The sequence below is a fragment of the Sphingosinicella sp. BN140058 genome (assembly GCF_004135585.1).
Classification (GTDB): domain Bacteria; phylum Pseudomonadota; class Alphaproteobacteria; order Sphingomonadales; family Sphingomonadaceae; genus Allosphingosinicella.
Map to the genome: position 1 here is coordinate 5107222 of NZ_CP035501.1, position 16253 is coordinate 5123474.

13 protein-coding genes, 1 tRNA gene and 2 pseudogenes are annotated in these 16253 nt (G+C 65.6%); 10 read left to right on the forward strand and 6 right to left on the reverse strand.

All coding sequences use genetic code 11. From position 1 onward, the window contains the following. The first annotated feature begins 67 nt into the window (after positions 1–67). Both ETR14_RS23175 and ETR14_RS23180 read left to right on the forward strand, forming a co-directional pair. Positions 68–484 carry a MerR family DNA-binding transcriptional regulator gene (locus ETR14_RS23175; RefSeq protein WP_129389578.1) on the forward strand — a complete coding sequence of 139 codons (417 nt, stop codon included), beginning with the start codon at positions 68–70 and terminating at the stop codon, positions 482–484. Positions 485–542: 58 nt separating this feature from the next. Continuing rightward, the gene (locus ETR14_RS23180; RefSeq protein ID WP_129389581.1) at positions 543–2342 is read left to right on the forward strand and encodes an acyl-CoA dehydrogenase C-terminal domain-containing protein; all 1800 of its coding nucleotides are present in this window, start codon (positions 543–545) and stop codon (positions 2340–2342) included. 6 nt (positions 2343–2348) lie between these two features. On the opposite strand, the pseudogene trxC reads toward ETR14_RS23180, so the two are convergent. The 3 genes and pseudogenes from trxC to ETR14_RS23195 form a co-directional block, all read right to left on the reverse strand. After that, a pseudogene (gene trxC / locus ETR14_RS23185) lies at positions 2349–2794 on the reverse strand (thioredoxin TrxC). 44 nt (positions 2795–2838) lie between these two features. Next, a complete protein-coding gene (locus tag ETR14_RS23190) occupies positions 2839–3567 on the reverse strand; it encodes an EAL domain-containing protein (RefSeq protein ID WP_129392303.1) in 729 nt (242 codons plus the stop codon). A 149-nt stretch (positions 3568–3716) separates the two neighbouring features. Then, positions 3717–5309: an NAD(P)/FAD-dependent oxidoreductase gene (locus ETR14_RS23195; RefSeq protein WP_129389584.1), complete on the reverse strand. Its 1593-nt coding sequence runs from the start codon at positions 5307–5309 to the stop codon at positions 3717–3719. Between the two features lie 190 nt (positions 5310–5499). On the opposite strand from ETR14_RS23195, the gene ahcY reads away from it, so the two are divergent. From ahcY to ETR14_RS23220, 5 genes are all read left to right on the forward strand, one after another. Beyond that, positions 5500–6912 carry an adenosylhomocysteinase gene (gene ahcY / locus ETR14_RS23200; protein ID WP_129389587.1) on the forward strand — a complete coding sequence of 471 codons (1413 nt, stop codon included), beginning with the start codon at positions 5500–5502 and terminating at the stop codon, positions 6910–6912. Positions 6913–7087: 175 nt separating this feature from the next. After that, on the forward strand, positions 7088–9493 hold the full coding sequence (gene lon, locus ETR14_RS23205) for an endopeptidase La (RefSeq protein WP_129389590.1): 2406 nt from the start codon (positions 7088–7090) through the stop codon (positions 9491–9493). Between the two features lie 226 nt (positions 9494–9719). Next, on the forward strand, positions 9720–9995 hold the full coding sequence (locus tag ETR14_RS23210; RefSeq protein ID WP_129389593.1) for an HU family DNA-binding protein: 276 nt from the start codon (positions 9720–9722) through the stop codon (positions 9993–9995). A 183-nt stretch (positions 9996–10178) separates the two neighbouring features. Beyond that, positions 10179–10253, forward strand: a tRNA-Val gene (locus tag ETR14_RS23215). Positions 10254–10266: 13 nt separating this feature from the next. Beyond that, entirely contained in the window at positions 10267–10566 is a 300-nt protein-coding gene (locus ETR14_RS23220) for a DUF167 domain-containing protein (protein ID WP_129389596.1), read from the forward strand. A 21-nt stretch (positions 10567–10587) separates the two neighbouring features. On the opposite strand, the gene ETR14_RS23225 is transcribed toward ETR14_RS23220, so the two are convergent. After that, a complete protein-coding gene (locus tag ETR14_RS23225; RefSeq protein ID WP_129389599.1) occupies positions 10588–10776 on the reverse strand; it encodes a hypothetical protein in 189 nt (62 codons plus the stop codon). 68 nt (positions 10777–10844) lie between these two features. Here ETR14_RS23225 and ETR14_RS23230 point away from each other — a divergent pair, with 68 nt between their 5' ends. Next, positions 10845–11210: an MmcQ/YjbR family DNA-binding protein gene (locus ETR14_RS23230; protein ID WP_129389601.1), complete on the forward strand. Its 366-nt coding sequence runs from the start codon at positions 10845–10847 to the stop codon at positions 11208–11210. Here ETR14_RS23230 and ETR14_RS23235 read toward each other — a convergent pair. Next, a complete protein-coding gene (locus tag ETR14_RS23235) occupies positions 11207–12211 on the reverse strand; it encodes an LLM class flavin-dependent oxidoreductase (RefSeq protein ID WP_129389604.1) in 1005 nt (334 codons plus the stop codon). The genes ETR14_RS23230 and ETR14_RS23235 overlap by 4 nt on opposite strands. A 97-nt stretch (positions 12212–12308) precedes the next feature. Here ETR14_RS23235 and ETR14_RS23240 point away from each other — a divergent pair, with 97 nt between their 5' ends. Continuing rightward, positions 12309–13691 carry an MATE family efflux transporter gene (locus ETR14_RS23240; protein WP_165356591.1) on the forward strand — a complete coding sequence of 461 codons (1383 nt, stop codon included), beginning with the start codon at positions 12309–12311 and terminating at the stop codon, positions 13689–13691. A gap of 155 nt (positions 13692–13846) precedes the next feature. Here ETR14_RS23240 and ETR14_RS29410 read toward each other — a convergent pair. Then, positions 13847–14611: pseudogene (locus tag ETR14_RS29410) on the reverse strand (S8 family serine peptidase); the annotation flags it as partial. A 213-nt stretch (positions 14612–14824) separates the two neighbouring features. On the opposite strand from ETR14_RS29410, the gene ETR14_RS23250 reads away from it, so the two are divergent. After that, positions 14825–16084 (forward strand): DUF763 domain-containing protein, encoded by a 1260-nt coding sequence (locus ETR14_RS23250; protein WP_129389610.1) that lies wholly within the window; start codon positions 14825–14827, stop codon positions 16082–16084. Positions 16085–16253 lie beyond the last annotated feature (169 nt).

Consider the following 16253-nt stretch of genomic DNA (forward strand, 5'->3'; position numbering starts at 1 on the left):
CCTCGGCCACAGTGTCGGCCGAGCCGGCGGCTTGACGTTGACGTAACCGTAAACTACCCCTTTGCCCATGCCCGACACCGCGCTTCATTCCGATTTCGAGGCTCCGAGCGAGAAGACCTACACGATCACCGATCTGTGCGAGGAATTCGACGTCACGCCGCGGGCGCTGCGTTTCTACGAAGACGAGGGGCTGATCGCGCCGCGCCGGCATGGGCTTTCGCGCATCTACGGCTGGCGCGATCGCGCGCGGCTCGCCTGGATCCTGCGCGGAAAAAGGGTCGGCTTCAGTCTCGCCGAGATCCGCGAGATGATCGATCTTTATGATCTCGGCGACGGCCGCGCCTCGCAGCGCCGGGTTACGCTCGAGAAATGCCGCGGCCGCGTCGACGCGCTGAGGAAGCAGCGGCTCGACATCGACTCGACGATCGCCGAGCTCGAACGGTTCATCGACATGGTCGAGGCCGCCGACGGCCCGAACCCCTGAGCGCCTGCCGGTCGGGCCGGCGGCGCCCCATACCAGACGTTTTCCCGGAGAGGATGCAATGCCCAGCTACACCGCCCCCGTTCGCGAGACCCGGTACATCTTCGATCACGTGCTCGGGCTCGATCGCTACTCGAACCTGCCGAGCTTCGAGAATGCGACGCCGGATATGGTCGAGGCGATCCTGAGCGAAGGCGGGCGCTTCGCCGCCGAGGTGCTCGCCCCGCTCAACCGCAGCGGCGACGAGGAAGGCTGCACCCGCCATGAAGATGGATCGGTGAGCACGCCCAAGGGCTTCAAGCAGGCCTATGATCAGTTCGTCGAAGGCGGCTGGACGACCTTGTCCGCGCCGGAGGAATTCGGCGGGCAGGGGCTGCCGCAGGTCCTTGCCACGGCGATCAGCGAATATCTGCTGTCGGCCAATCAGGCGTTCGAGATGTACCATGGCCTGACCCAGGGGGCGATCGCCTCGATCCTGGTGAAGGGCTCCGAGGAACAGAAGGCAACCTATCTGCCCAACATGGTCGCGGGACGCTGGACCGGCACGATGAACCTGACCGAGCCGCATTGCGGCACCGATCTTGGCCTGCTCCGCACCAAGGCCGAGCCGCAGGCGGACGGCAGCTACAAGATCAGCGGCACCAAGATCTTCATTTCGTCGGGCGAGCACGATCTTGCCGACAACATCATCCACCTCGTCCTGGCCAAGATCGCCGGCGCGCCCGACAACGTGAAGGGCATCTCGCTGTTCATCGTGCCGAAGTTCCTGGTCAACGACGACGGCTCGCTTGGCGCACGCAACGGCGTCGTTTGCGGATCCATCGAGGAGAAGATGGGCATTCACGGCAATACGACCTGCGTCATGAACTATGACGAGGCGACCGGCTATCTGGTCGGCGAGCCGGAGAAGGGCCTTGCCGCGATGTTCATCATGATGAACGCGGCACGGCTTGGGGTCGGGATTCAGGGCCTGGCACAGGGCGAGGTCGCCTACCAGAATGCCGTCGCTTATGCGAAGGACCGCCGGCAGGGGCGGGCGCTGGTGCCCGATCTGCGCGATCCCAGCGCCAAGGCGGATCCGATCATCGTCCACCCCGATGTGCGCCGGATGCTGATGGAGGCCAAGGCTTACAACGAGGCCGGGCGCGCGCTGGTTCTGTGGGGCGCGCTGCAGGTCGACATCAGCCGCAAGGCGCAGACGGAGGAGGAGCGGGAAGCAGCCTCCGACCTGCTCGGCCTGCTGACCCCGGTGATCAAGGGCTACCTTACCGACAAGGGTTTCGAGACGGCGGTCAATGCGCAGCAGATCTTCGGCGGTCACGGCTACATCCGCGAATGGGGCATGGAGCAGTTCGTCCGGGATGCGCGCATCGCCCAGATCTACGAGGGCACCAACGGCATCCAGGCGCTCGATCTCGTCGGCCGCAAGCTCGGCGCCAATGGCGGCCGAGCGATTCAGGCGTTCCTGAAGATGCTCGCCGAGGATATCGCCGCCGCGAAGAGCGAGAAGGGCGAGGCCGCAACCCTCGCGTCCGCGCTGGAGAAGGCGACAGGCGACCTTCAATCAGCCACGATGTGGCTGATGCAGAACGGCATCACCAATCCGCTCCATGCCGGCGCCGCAGCCTATCCGTACATGATCCTGATCGGCCACGTCTGTCTGGGACTAATGTGGCTGCGGATGGTGCGTGCCAGCGCCGCGGCGATCGCGGCCGGGTCGGAAGATGGCGATTTCCACCGCGCCAAGCTGATCACCGCCCGTTTCTTCGCCGAGCGCATCCTGCCGGAAACCGGCGCGCTGCGCCGGAAGCTCGAAGCCGGCGCCGACACCTTGATGGAATTGCCGGTCGAGGCGTTCTGATCCGACCTAAAGGACGCCTCGCACCCAGGCGGCGAGCTGCTGAAGCGGCATCGCGCCGGCGGTGCGGGCGACCTCCCGGCCCTTGCTGAACAGGATGAGGCTCGGGATCGAACGCACCGCGAAACGGGCGGAGAGGCCGGGCTCCGCTTCGGTGTCGACCTTGCCGAGGCGCAGCTGCGGTTCGAACTCGCCGGCCGCCGCCTGAAGATCGGGGCGAATTGCCGGCAGGGGCCGCACCACGACGCCCTGAAATCAACGAGCAACGGCAGATCGCTGGTGCCGGCGTGCCGATCGAAATTGGCGGCGGTGAGGGTGATCGGTTTGGCCTGGAACAAGGCGGACTTGCACTTGCCGCATGTGCCCTCGCCGAGGCGGGCTTTCGGCAGCCGGTTGGACGCGGCGCAGACGGGGCACGCAACGATCAGCGGATCCGGTAGAGCGGCGGGAGCCATGTCGGCGTGCTACGCTGGCCCGGCGAGATGCTCAAGCCGGCGCGTCACATGGCCCCGCGGTCGACCCGGCGGATGCTGCTGAGAGCCGGGATCGTGAAGGCGGGCATCGTCTCGAACGCAGGCCGGGCGATCAGATACCCCTGGATGTAGCGAATGCCGATCGCCCGGAGCGCGTCGAGCTCGGCTTCGGTCTCGATCCCTTCCGCGACCAGAGTTATGCCGAGCTGCCGGCACATGCGCGCGAGGCCGTCGACGATGACCCGTCGCGGCAGGCTGGTCTCGATGCCGCGGACCAGTTCCATGTCGAGCTTGATGATGTTCGGCTGGAACCGAGCGAGCAGGCTCAGGCCGGCGTGGCCGGCACCGAAATCGTCGAGCGCGGTTCCGAAGCCCATGGCCTGATAAGTCTGGACGATGTTCGCAACGTGGTTCGGATCGGACATCTCCTCGTTTTCGGTGAATTCGAAGATGAGTCGGTCGGTCGGGAAGTCGTTCGAAGCCGCTGTCCTGAGGGTGAGCTGGATGCAGGCCTTGGGCGAGTAGACCGCGTTCGGTAGGAAGTTGATCGAAAGACGCGCGCCGGTGTTCAGGATGCCCGCACGGGCAGCGACTTCGATGGCCTTCACTCGGCAGGATTGATCGAAGGCGTAGCGATTCTCCGAGGTCACCCGCTGCAGGATCTCGCCTGCGGACTCGCCGCCAAGTCCGCGAACCAGCGCTTCATAGGCGAAGGGTAGACCGGTCTCGACGTCCACGATCGGTTGCAGTGCCATCGAGAAATCGAAATCGAGCGCGGCGCCGTCGCGGCAGCCGGCACAGGGGGACGGAAAAGACACGAGCGGGATCCTTGGCGAACGTTCGCGACGTTCCTGCCACGAACGTCGTTAACATCGCGTTCGCAACCTGGATCAGGCATTTGCGGTCATGCCACCCGCTTCAGCTTGCGCCGATCGGCAAGGATCGCGTGCGCCGCATTGTGGCCGGGCGCGCCGGTGACACCGCCGCCCGGATGGGCGCCCGCGCCGCACAGATAGAGGCCGGCGAGCGGCATGCGGTAATCGGCATGGCCAAGCATCGGCCGCGCGGAGAAGAGCTGATCGAGGCCCATTTTGCCGTGAAAGATATCGCCGCCGACGAGATTGAAGCGCTGTTCGAGATGCCACGGTGAAAGCGCCAGGCGCCCGATCACGGAGGCTTTGAAGCCCGGCGCATAGGCGTCGACATGGTCGATGATGTGATCGGCGGCCTCGTCGACCCGCGCCGGCCAGCCGCCTTCGACATTGTAAGGGAAATGCTGGCAGAACAGGCTCGCGACATGGCCTCCCGGTGGCGCCAGGCTGTCGTCCAGGGTAGAAGGGATCAACATTTCGACGATCGGTTCGCGCGCCCATCCCTCGCTCCGGGCGCTGGTGTAGGCGCGATCCATATAGCCGAGCGATGGTGCGATGATGATTCCGGCGGTGAGATGATCGCCGGGCTTCGGACGGCTGGTGAAGCGCGGCAGTTCGGACAGCGCGACGTTCATCCGGAAGGTCGCCGATTCGGCGCCCCATCCGGCCATGCGGCGGCTGATTTCCGGCGCGACCGCACCGTCGGGCAGCAGGCTGCCGAACAGGAATTTGGGATTGACGTTCGCGGCGACTGCGCGGGCCCGGAAGGCCTTGCCGCCGGCGACCACGCCCGTGGCGCGTCCGCGCTCGACGATGATCTCCTCAACCGGCGTGTCGAGGAGGATTTCGACGCCTTTCTCCCGACAGGCCTTGGCCATCGCCTGGGTGATCGCGCCCATCCCGCCGATGGCATGGCCCCAGGCGCCTGCGACTCCCGCCGCTTCCCCGAACAGGTGGTGGAGCAGGACGTAGGCCGAGCCCGGCGCGTGGGGGCTCGCATAGTTTCCGACGACGGCGTCGAAGCCGAACAGCGCCTTGACGATGTCGGTGCGGAAATAGCGTTCGAGGATCTCGGCGGCGGACTTGGTAAAGAAATCGAGCAGCACGCGCTGCCCCTCCAGATCCATGTGCCGGACGCCATTGCCGAGCTTGAGCAGCGAGAGGATGTCGGCAAGGCCGCCGCCGGCGTTGGGCGGCGCCCGGAGCAGCCAGGCGCGAAGCAAGGCGACGACCGAGTCCAGCGCCGCGACATAGGCGTCATAGCCTTCCGCATCGGCGGGCGAATGCCGCGCGATCTCGGCGCGGGTGAGGCCGTTGCGGCCCGAAAGCAGGTGATCCGAGCCGAGCGTCGGCAGGAAATTGTCGATCTTGCGCAGCACCACGCGGAGGCCGTGCCGGTACAGGCCCATATCGTCGATGATCTTGGGGTTGAGCAGGCTGACGGTGTAGCTCGCCGTCGAGTTGCGGAAGCCCGGTACGAACTCCTCGGTTACCGCGGCGCCGCCGACGACGGAACGTCGCTCCAGCATGGTGACCTTCATGCCGGCTGCGGCGAGGTAGTAAGCGCAGGCGAGGCCGTTATGGCCCGCGCCGATGATGAGTATGTCGGATGTCGCTTCGGTCATGACGGACCTATAACGGCCCTGCTGCGGATCGGCGAGGCGATCTTGGCTGCCCGCCTCTCGTGCCTTGTCCGGATCGCGGGAACTCACATATAAAGATATCTTTATATTTGCATCTTCACCCGCTTCCGGGTAGAGCGCGGGCCGTTCGCCGCCCCGCTTCCGGCGGCCTTTTCTTTTCAGGAGACCGTCCGTGGCGACTCAGCCCCAGACCAGCTTTGACGATTATGTGATCCGTGACATCGCGCTGGCCGATTTCGGCCGCAAGGAGATCGAGATCGCCGAGACCGAAATGCCGGGCCTGATGGCGCTGCGTTCGGAATATGGTGCCGCGCAGCCGCTCAAGGGCGCCCGCATCACCGGTTCGCTCCACATGACCATCCAGACCGCGGTGCTGATCGAGACGCTCACTGCACTCGGTGCCGATGTCCGCTGGGCGTCGTGCAACATCTTCTCCACTCAGGACCATGCGGCCGCCGCGATCGCAGCGTCGGGCGTGCCGGTGTTCGCCGTCAAGGGCGAGACGCTGGAGGAATATTGGGACTACGTCGTCCGCATCTTCGACTGGGGGCAGGACCAGACCTGCAACATGATCCTCGACGATGGCGGCGACGCGACCATGTTTGCGCTCTGGGGGGCACGCGCGGAGGCCGGTGAGGAGCTGTTCACGCCGACCAACGAGGAAGAGGAAATCTTCGTCGCGACCCTGAAGCGTTTCCTCGCCGAGCGTCCGGGCTACCTGACCAAGACGGTCGCGGCGATCAAGGGCGTGTCCGAAGAGACCACCACCGGCGTTCACCGCCTCTATGAGCTCGCCAAGAAGGGCAAGCTTCCGTTCCCGGCGATCAACGTCAACGACTCGGTGACCAAGTCGAAGTTCGACAACCTCTACGGCTGCAAGGAATCGCTGGTCGACGCGATCCGCCGCGCCACCGACGTGATGCTTGCCGGCAAGGTCGCCTGCGTCGCCGGCTTCGGTGACGTCGGCAAGGGCTCGGCCGCCTCGCTGCGCAACGGCGGCGCTCGCGTGATCGTGACCGAAGTCGATCCGATCTGCGCCCTGCAGGCGGCGATGGAAGGCTATGAAGTCGTCACCATGGAAGAGGCGGCCACCCGCGCCGACATCTTCGTCACCGCGACCGGCAATGCCGACGTGATCACCGTCGATCACATGCGTGCGATGAAGAACATGGCGATCGTCTGCAACATCGGCCACTTCGACAGCGAGATCCAGATCGCTGCGCTCGGCAACTACAAGTGGACCGAGATCAAGCCGCAGGTCGACGAGGTCGAATTCTCCGACGGCAAGAAGATCATCGTTCTCGCGAAGGGCCGTCTCGTCAATCTCGGCTGCGCCACCGGCCACCCGAGCTTCGTGATGTCGTCCTCCTTCACCAACCAGGTGCTTGCCCAGATCGAGCTCTGGACCAAGAGCGAGACCTATCAGAACGACGTCTACGTCCTGCCCAAGCACCTCGACGAGAAGGTCGCGGCGCTTCACCTGGAGAAGCTGGGCGTCAAGCTCAGCAAGCTCACCGACAAGCAGGCCGCCTATATCGGCGTGCCGGTCGAAGGGCCGTTCAAGCCGGAGCATTACCGCTACTAAGCGGCAGCGCTCGTGCGTTCAGGAGGGCGTCCCCGCAGCGTCGGGGGCGCCCTTCCTGTTTTCCGCCTTCCTGGTTTCCGAATGCCGGCAGGGCGACATACGGCTCCATTGATGCCGCATGCCCGTTCCCCATATATGATGGTAAGGATGGCCGTCCGGCCTCAGCGGAGTTCCAATGACCCAGAGTTTCCCAGTCCTGCCCCTGCGCGACATCGTCGTGTTCCCGCAGATGATCGTGCCCCTGTTCGTCGGGCGCGACAAATCGGTGGCGGCGCTCGAAAGCGCGATGGCGGCGGACAAGCAGATCTTCCTCGTCTCGCAGCTCGATCCGGCCGAGGACGATCCCGATCGCGACGCGCTCTACGATCTCGGCGTGATCGCCACCATTCTGCAGCTGCTGAAGCTGCCGGACGGCACCGTGCGCGTGCTGGTCGAGGGCCAGCAGCGCGCGTCGCTCAGCGCGATCGCGATGCAGGGGACCCACCTCGTCGCCGATGTCGACGCAATCGAGACGGAGGAGCCGGCCGGGGCCGAAGTGTCGGCGCTGATGCGCTCGGTGGTCGAGCAGTTCGAGAATTATTCCAAGCTCAACAAGAAGCTTCCGGCCGAGACTGCCGTTCAGCTCGGCCAGATCGAGGAAGCTTCGCGTCTTGCCGATGCGGTGGCTGCGAACATCAACATCAAGGTTTCCGACAAGCAGACCCTGCTTGCGGAACTGAACCCGGTGCGCCGGCTCGAGATGACCTTCGCCTTCATGGAAGGCGAATTGGGCGTGCTCCAGGTCGAGAAGAAGATCCGCAGCCGCGTCAAGCGGCAGATGGAGAAGACCCAGCGCGAATATTATCTCAACGAGCAGCTCAAGGCGATCCAGCGTGAGCTCGGCAATGAGGGTGAGGATGGTGACGGCGACGAGTTGGCCGAGCTCGGCCGCAAGATCGAGCGCACCAAGCTGTCCAAGGAAGCCAAGGCCAAGGCGACGTCCGAGCTCAAGAAGCTGAAGGCGATGGCGCCGATGTCGGCCGAAGCGACCGTCTCGCGCAACTATCTCGACGTCCTGCTCGGCCTGCCCTGGGGCAAGAAGTCCAAGGTCAAGAAGGACATCGCCGAGGCGCAGGCGATCCTCGACGAGGACCATTATGGCCTTGAGAAGGTCAAGGACCGAATCGTCGAATATCTCGCCGTGCAGGCCCGGACCAACAAGCTGAAGGGGCCGATTCTGTGCCTCGTCGGTCCGCCGGGCGTGGGCAAGACCTCGCTCGGCCGCTCGATCGCGAAGGCGACCGGACGCGAATTCGTTCGTCAGTCTCTGGGCGGCGTGCGCGATGAGGCCGAGATCCGCGGCCATCGCCGCACTTATATCGGCTCGCTTCCGGGCAAGATCGTCTCGAACCTCAGGAAGGCCGGCACCTCGAACCCGCTGTTCCTGCTCGACGAGATCGACAAGCTCGGCCAGGATTTCCGTGGCGACCCGGCATCGGCCTTGCTCGAGGTGCTCGATCCGGAGCAGAATTCGAAGTTCCAGGACCATTATCTGGAGCTCGATTACGACCTGAGCGACATCATGTTCGTCACCACGGCGAACACGATGGACATGCCTCAGCCTCTGCTCGACCGTATGGAGATCATCCGGCTCGAAGGCTATACCGAGGACGAGAAGGTCGAGATTGCCCGCCGCCACCTGATCGAGAAGCAGATCGAGGCGCACGGATTGAAGGAGGGTGAGCTCACCTTCACCGAGCAGGGGCTGCGCACCCTGATCCGTCATTACACCCGGGAGGCGGGCGTGCGGACGCTCGAGCGCGAGATCGCAAAGGTCGCGCGCAAGGCGTTGCGCCGGATCCTGGAAGGCAAGACCGAGAAGGTCGAGATCACGCCCGACAATGTCGGCGAGTTCGCCGGCGTCCAGCGCTTCCGCCACGGTGTCGGCGAGGAAGAGGATCAGATCGGTGCGGTGACCGGCCTGGCCTGGACCGAAGTCGGCGGCGAGTTGCTGAGCATCGAGGCGGTGACCGTGCCCGGCAAGGGCGCGATTCGCACCACCGGCAAGTTGGGCGACGTCATGCAGGAGTCGATCCAGGCCGCCTTCTCGTTCGTCAAGGCGCGTAGTCCGAGCTACGGGGTCAAGCCCAGCGTGTTCGGCCGCAAGGACATCCACGTCCACTTGCCTGAAGGGGCGGTGCCGAAGGACGGGCCGTCGGCGGGCATCGGCATGGTCACGGCGATCATCTCGACCCTGACCGGCATCCCGGTGCGCCGCGATGTCGCGATGACCGGTGAAGTCACTCTGCGCGGACGGGTGTTGCCGATTGGCGGCCTCAAGGAGAAGCTGCTCGCGGCGCTGCGCGGCGGCATCAAGAAGGTTCTGATTCCGGCCGAGAATGAGAAGGATCTTGCCGAGATCCCCGATGCGATCAAGGCGGGCCTCGAAATCCTTCCGGTCAGCCATGTCGACGAGGTTCTCGCACAGGCGCTTGCAACGCCGGTGGTGCCGATCGAGTGGACCGAGGCAGACGAGCTGGCGACGGTTCCGGCGACCGAGCTCGGCAAGGAAGATGGACCGGCCGTGTCGATCCGGCATTGACGGGGCGACGTTCGGCGCGCCTTTGCCTCTGACCCTTCACCAGGTTGAGGGGGCATCATGAGGTGCGCAGGATGAATGGATCATTCCTGCCCTGCAACGAATCTGTCCCGGGAAGGCGCGGTTTTCTCCGGAAAATCCGCGCTTTCCTTTTGACTCGCACGGCGCACCTGACTTTAGATGGACGAAGGCGTGCAGCCGCGATTCCATAAGCAGGGGTTCCAAAGGGATGAACAAGCAGGAGTTGATCGGTCAGGTGGCCGACACCACCGGGCTTAGCCGGGGCGATGCGAGCAGGGCCGTCGAAGGTGTGTTCGACGCGATCACCAATGCGCTGAAGCGCGGCGACGAAGTCCGGCTGGTTGGATTTGGCACCTTTTCCTGTTCGACGCGCAAGGCGTCTACGGGGCGCAATCCCCGTACCGGAGAACCGATGCAGATTGCCGAGTCGACCCAACCCAAGTTCAAGGCCGGCAAGGGCCTCAAGGATTCGGTCAGCCGCTGAGCTTTACGATGGGCGGGCGCGGGGGCGCGCCAGCCGTCGCTCCGCATGGTCTCGCCGCCTTGCCGAACCGCGTATTTTCCCCGCTGGACAGCAGGAAAGCAGCGCATTAGAGACCCCGCAACGACCCGATCCGGGCCGTTCTTCCTTCCGCGCCGCGACCCGGTTGCACGCGGATGCCGGCGTGGGCGCGTAGCTCAGTGGTAGAGCACACCCTTCACACGGGTGGGGTCGTAGGTTCAATCCCTACCGCGCCCACCACGCCTTCTCGACGATGAAACCCTATACGGTGGAGCGTGACGCGATCCGCCTGGCGGTCCGCTTTACCCCGCGGGCGCGCAAGGACGCTTTGGCCGGCATCATCGACGCAGGGGCCGGACGCGCAGCCCTGGCGATCCGGCTGACCGCGCCGCCGGTCGACGGCGCGGCCAATCAGGCGTTGATCGCGTTTCTTGCGTCGGCACTCGGTCTGCCGAAATCCGCTGTGACGATTGCGACCGGCGACAAGGCACGGCTCAAGATCGTACGTCTTGCGGGGGTTACGGTGCCGGACGTCGAGCGGCTGCTGATCTGATAGCGGCCGCCTGGAGCTTCATCATCCCTCGCCAATCGGAGCCCCGAGCTTCTTCGCGATTCGTGCGACCTCCTCGTCGCTCGGCGGATCCGGAAGGTCCTGGCCCGGCGCCAGAGCATCGTCGGGAATGCCTCCCGCGGTACCGGCAATATTCTCGTTCACCGACCGCTCGTTCGGACCGTTGGTGATCTTGGCTCTGTCGTCGCTCATGATCCGCTCCTCCATTGGTGCTAATAGGAAAGAGCGAGAACCGTCGATGTTCCGAAAGGAGGCGCGTGATGACGGGCGAAGACGTGTTGAAGGCACTGCGCGCATGGGGTCTCGGCTTCCCCGGCGCCCATTCCAAATCTCCTTGGCCGGGCCATGACGATCTCGCCGTCAACGACAAGACCTTCGCCTATCTGGCCGCGGACGGGGAACCGTTCAGCCTTTCTGTCAAACTGCCCTACACCCACTCGGTCGCGCTCGATCTGCGCTTTGCAAAGCCGACCGGCTACGGCCTCGGCAAGAGCGGATGGGTGACCATGACGCCGGGCGATGAGGAGATGCCCAGCCTGGACCAGCTCAAGGACTGGATCGACGAAAGCTATCGTGCTCAGGCGCCGAAACGGCTTGTCAGGGAGCTGGACGCCCGTACCTCCTAAGCGGCGCGGGCAAGCCCACCCGGCATCATGGCGTCTGCCACGATCTCGTAGGATCGTATCCGCGCGCGGTGATCCCAAATCTGGGACGTGATCATCAATTCGTCGGCGCCGGTACGGGCGATGAACTGCTCTATCGCCTGCTTGACCGTCGCACGCCCTCCGATCGCCGAGCAGGACAGCACGTCGCCCAGCATCGCTCTTGCCGCTGGCGGCAGCGTCTCGCCATAGCTGGGCAGCGGCGGCGGCAATTTGGTCGGCCGACCGGACCGCAGGTTGACGAATGCCTGCATGACCGAGGTGGCGAGCAGTTCCGCTTCCTCGTCGGTGTCGGCGGCGAACGCATTGAAGCCGAGCATCACATAAGGCCGGTCAAGCTGCGCGGAGGGCTGGAAGCGCTCGCGATAGACACGGATCGCCTCCATCATCGCGGCCGGCGCGAAGTGCGAGGCAAAGGCATAAGGCAGGCCGAGCATCGCCGCGAGCTGGGCGCCGAACAGGCTCGACCCAAGGATCCAGACCGGTATGGCAAGACCTTCGCCGGGGATCGCGCGGACCTTGCGCTGCGGATCGGCAACGAAATAGTCCATCAGCTCGACGACATCGCGCGGGAACTGGTTCTCGTCGGAGGCGAGATTGCGCCGCATCGCCATGGCGGCGGCCCGGTCCGTTCCCGGAGCGCGGCCAAGGCCGAGATCGATCCGCCCCGGATAGAGCGCCTCGAGCGTGCCGAACTGTTCGGCGATCACCAGCGGCGCATGGTTGGGGAGCATCACGCCGCCGGCGCCGAGCCGGATCGAGCTGGTGCCGGCGCCGACGAAGGCAAGCGCGACCGACGTCGCCGCACTGGCAATGCCCGGCATCGAATGGTGCTCCGCCATCCAAAAGCGGCGGAAGCCGAGCCGCTCGCCCGTTTGGGCGAGTTCGAGTGCGTTGCGCAGCGCCTGTCCGGCATCGGCGCCTTCGGCGATCGGCGCGAGATCGAGAATGGAGAGGGGGGTCATCGCAAGGAGATGGGAGGGCGCACCGGCGCTCGCAACCCCGCGCCACGGTGCCGGGATGATGCTTGCTCCCGAGCTTTGCGCTGCCTACGGGATGCGCATGCTGCAGGATCGGTCCTCGAAACGCGCCCCGTGGCGCGCCGAAGTGCGCGCCACGCTGGCGCTCGCCTGGCCGCTGATCCTCACTAACGTCGCCCAGGCGCTGATCCATGCGACCGACGTGATCCTGCTCGGCTGGGCCGGATCGCGTACGCTCGCGGCCGGAACGCTGGGCGTGAATGTCTACAACGCCTTCCTGATCTTCGGCATGGGGTTGATGACGGCGGCCTCGCCGATGCTGGCGCGGGAACTCGGCAGACGGCGCCACAGCGTCCGCGACGTGCGCCGGACGGTGCGACAGGCGATGTGGGCGGCCTTTGCGATTGCAATCCCGGTCTGGGTCATTCTCTGGAACAGCGGCGCGATCCTGGTCGCGATCGGACAGGAGCCGGCGCTCGCCGCAGGTGCGCAGAGTTTCGTCAGGGCGATGCAGTGGGGCCTGCTGCCCTATCTGTTCTTTCTGGTGCTAAGATCCTTCATTGCCGCGCTGGAGCGGCCCATCTGGTCTTTCGTCGTCGGGCTGGCCGCAGTGGCGTTCAACGCGGTCGCGAATTACGGACTGATCTTCGGCCATTTCGGTTTGCCGAAGCTCGGCCTGCAAGGGGCCGGCATCGGCAGCGCCTGTGCCAACACGTTGATGTTCGCCGGCCTTGCGGCGGTGATCCTTCTTCATCCGCGCTTCCGCCGTTACCGGTTGTTCGGTCGCTTCTGGCGGTCGGACTGGGAACGGTTCCGCGAGATCTGGCGGCTGGGTCTGCCGATCGCCGTCACGCTGGGGCTCGAGATCACGATCTTCAACGCCGCCGTGTTCCTGATGGGCCTGATCGGGGCGGACTCGATCGCTGCGCACGCCATCGCCATCCAGATCGCGTCGCTGACCTTCATGGTCCCGATGGGCCTCGCGCAGGCCGTGACAGTACGCGTCGGATTGGCCTACGGCCGGAGCGATCGGGACGGGGTGACCGTGGCCGGCTGGACAGCGTTTGCACTTGGGGTCGGTTTCATGAGCCTGACCGCGCTTGCCATGCTCGCCATCCCCGGCCAACTCGTTGCCTTGTTCCTGAACGCGTCCGATCCAGCGAGTGTACGGGTCATCCCGCTCGCCGTCTCCTTCCTGTTCGTTGCGGCTATCTTTCAGGTGGTGGACGGCGCCCAGGTCGTTGCGGCAGGCATGCTGCGCGGCCTCCACGACACCAAGGTCCCGATGGCCTATGCGGCGTTCGGCTATTGGGTGATCGGTCTTGCTGTCGCGGTCGGTCTCGCCTTCGGTCTCGGCTGGGGCGGGATCGGCATCTGGACCGGCCTCGCCACGGGTCTGGCTTCGGTCGCGCTGCTGATGGTGACCCGATGGATTCGACGCGAGCGGCTGGGCTTGGTGACCTGATCGGCGGACGTGGCGGCCGCCGCGAGGGTGATGCTCGCATTCGGATCGATCACGGCGACGGACATTTCGCAGCCGGTGGTCGCGCCCTGCATGGCATGCTTGCTGCGGCACTGCAGCAGCCGCGCCGTCTCGGCCGGAGTCGCAAACGAGGTGCCGGTGACTCGGGTCACGGCACCCGCGGCGGTGACCGAAGGCACGGCGACCCCGCGCTGCCACGCGTAATTGTAGGCGCTGGAGCCGGTGCCCGGCTTGTTGGTTCCGCTCCAGGGCAGGCCGGCATCGTCCAGCGCACCCACCAGCACGGCATTGGGGAAACCGGCGGTCGCCATGTCGAGATTGCCCGGGCGCTCGCGCCCGTCGTTGCCGGCGGCGAGCACGACCAGAATGCCCTGTTCCGTCGCTTCGCGGACTGCGGCCGTAATGGCCTTGTCGTCGCGAAGGGCGAGCGAGATGTTGATGGCGTCCACGCCGAGGCTCGCGGCCTTGCGGATCGCCTTGACCAGCGGCTTGGCCGACGGTTGGCAGGGCGGCACCAGCCCCTTTGGACAACCGGCCGGGTCGTCGATCCGGAAGGAGACGATGTTCAGCGCCTGCCGGGACTCGCGAAGCAGGATGGTCGCGACCAGAGTGCCGTGATCGTAGCGCGGCTTGAACGGCTCCCGGGTGTCGTCCGAGGCCATGTCATATTCGGCCGTGACGACGTGGGCGAGTTCGGGCGTGCGCGCGATGCCGCTGTCGATCACTGCCACCACCAAGGGAGGCTTGGCTTCGACCATGGGCGTCGCAGCGGCGCCCGTGGGCGCGGCGGCTGCGAACAGGGCAAAAGACAGGATCAGGTTCCGCACGCGACGCTCCGCACACCACAAGGCTTCATTGGCATTGTAGAAAGGCGACGCGCGCGACAGCGCGGCAGACGGCATGATTCATTGACTTCCCCCCGGAAGATCGCTCGTCCGTGATCCTGTTGAACAATCAGCGCTTTGGCAATCGGGGATATTCGCAGCCATGTCGTTTTCGGGCTGCGATGCAGGAAAGCCACAGACCAGGCCGGCCTGCTTGCGAGTTCCCCTTCCGTTCCGGGCCTGCTACGCTCGCACGATGATCTCCATCTTCTCTCATTCGAGTGCCGGCTGATGGCGAAGCGCGCCGGCAGTGCCGATCTGCCGCTCCATGGCGGCCACGTGCCCGCCTGGCTCGGCGAACGGATGACCAGGCTCGGCACGGCCATTTCGGAGGCGATCGTCCTCGAATATGGCCGCGACGAACTTCTCCGTCGGCTCGCCCATCCGTTCTGGTTCCAGTCCTTCGGTGCGGTGATGGGGATGGACTGGCACTCGTCCGGGATCACCACCAGCGTGCTGGGGTCGCTGAAGCGCGGCCTCGCGCCGCTTGCGGGCGAACTCGGCATTCACGTCTGTGGTGGCCGCGGCAAGCAGAGTCGCAGGACTCCGGACGAACTGAACGCGGTGGGCGAGCGGGTCGGCCTCGACGGCGGTGCTCTCGGCCACGCCAGCCGGCTTGTCGCCAAGGTCGACAGCGCCGCGGTTCAGGACGGTTTCGATCTTTACCTGCACGGCTTCATCGTCACCGACGACGGCCGCTGGGTGGTGATCCAGCAAGGGATGAACGATGCGCGCGGGCAGGCGCGCCGCTACCATTGGCTGTCCGAAAACGTGACCAGCTTCGTCGAAGATCCGCATGCGGCGATCGACGGGCGGGAGCAGGGGACGATCGTCAACCTTACCGATCGGCGGGCCGACGCGTCGCGGCGGGGCCAGCTCGCGCTTCTGGCCGATCTCGGACCCGACGGAGTCGTCCGCGAGCTCGCGCGGCTCGATCCGCCTGCGCCCCGTCAGCCGACGGCGCAGCCGCTGCTGCCCCATCTCGTCATGCCGGATCATCACGATCTGCGCGCGGAGGACGTCGTCGCGCGCCGTCTCCATGGCAATCTGGCCGCGGCCGCGGCGCAGGGGCCGGAGGATTTCGCCGCGCTGCTGATGGTGCCTGGGGTCGGCGCTCGGACAGTGCGCGCGCTCGCGATGGTCGCAGAAGTCGTGCACGGCGCGCCGTGCCGGTTCAGCGATCCCGCGCGCTTCTCGCTTGCCCATGGCGGCAAGGACGGGCACCCGTTTCCGGTGCCGATCAAGGTCTACGACAAGACAATCGGGGTGATGAAGAGCGCGATCGTCAAGGCGAAGCTTGGACGCGAGGAAGAGCTTGCCGCGCTCAGGCGTCTCGATCAGCAGGCGCGGCGACTGGAGCGCCATGTCACGGGTCCTTCCGTTGAGGCGCTGCTCGCGGAAGAACGGGCCGCCAGCCATTCTTATGGTGGCCGCACCGTGTTCGGCGACGCGCCACCACCGGACGAAGACGCCGCTCGCAGCAGCGGATGATTGATCGAACTGGTGTTTCATAGCCAGGTGCATCTGGGTGTGACATCCGCTGGCCGCGGGCTTGGAGCAGAACAAACCGCAGGGTCGAAGATGTGCGCCGAGGGGCACGAAACGTCCTTGACGCTTCCCACGCCACACTCCTATGTGCGCGGCGCACCCCGTGCGCAGT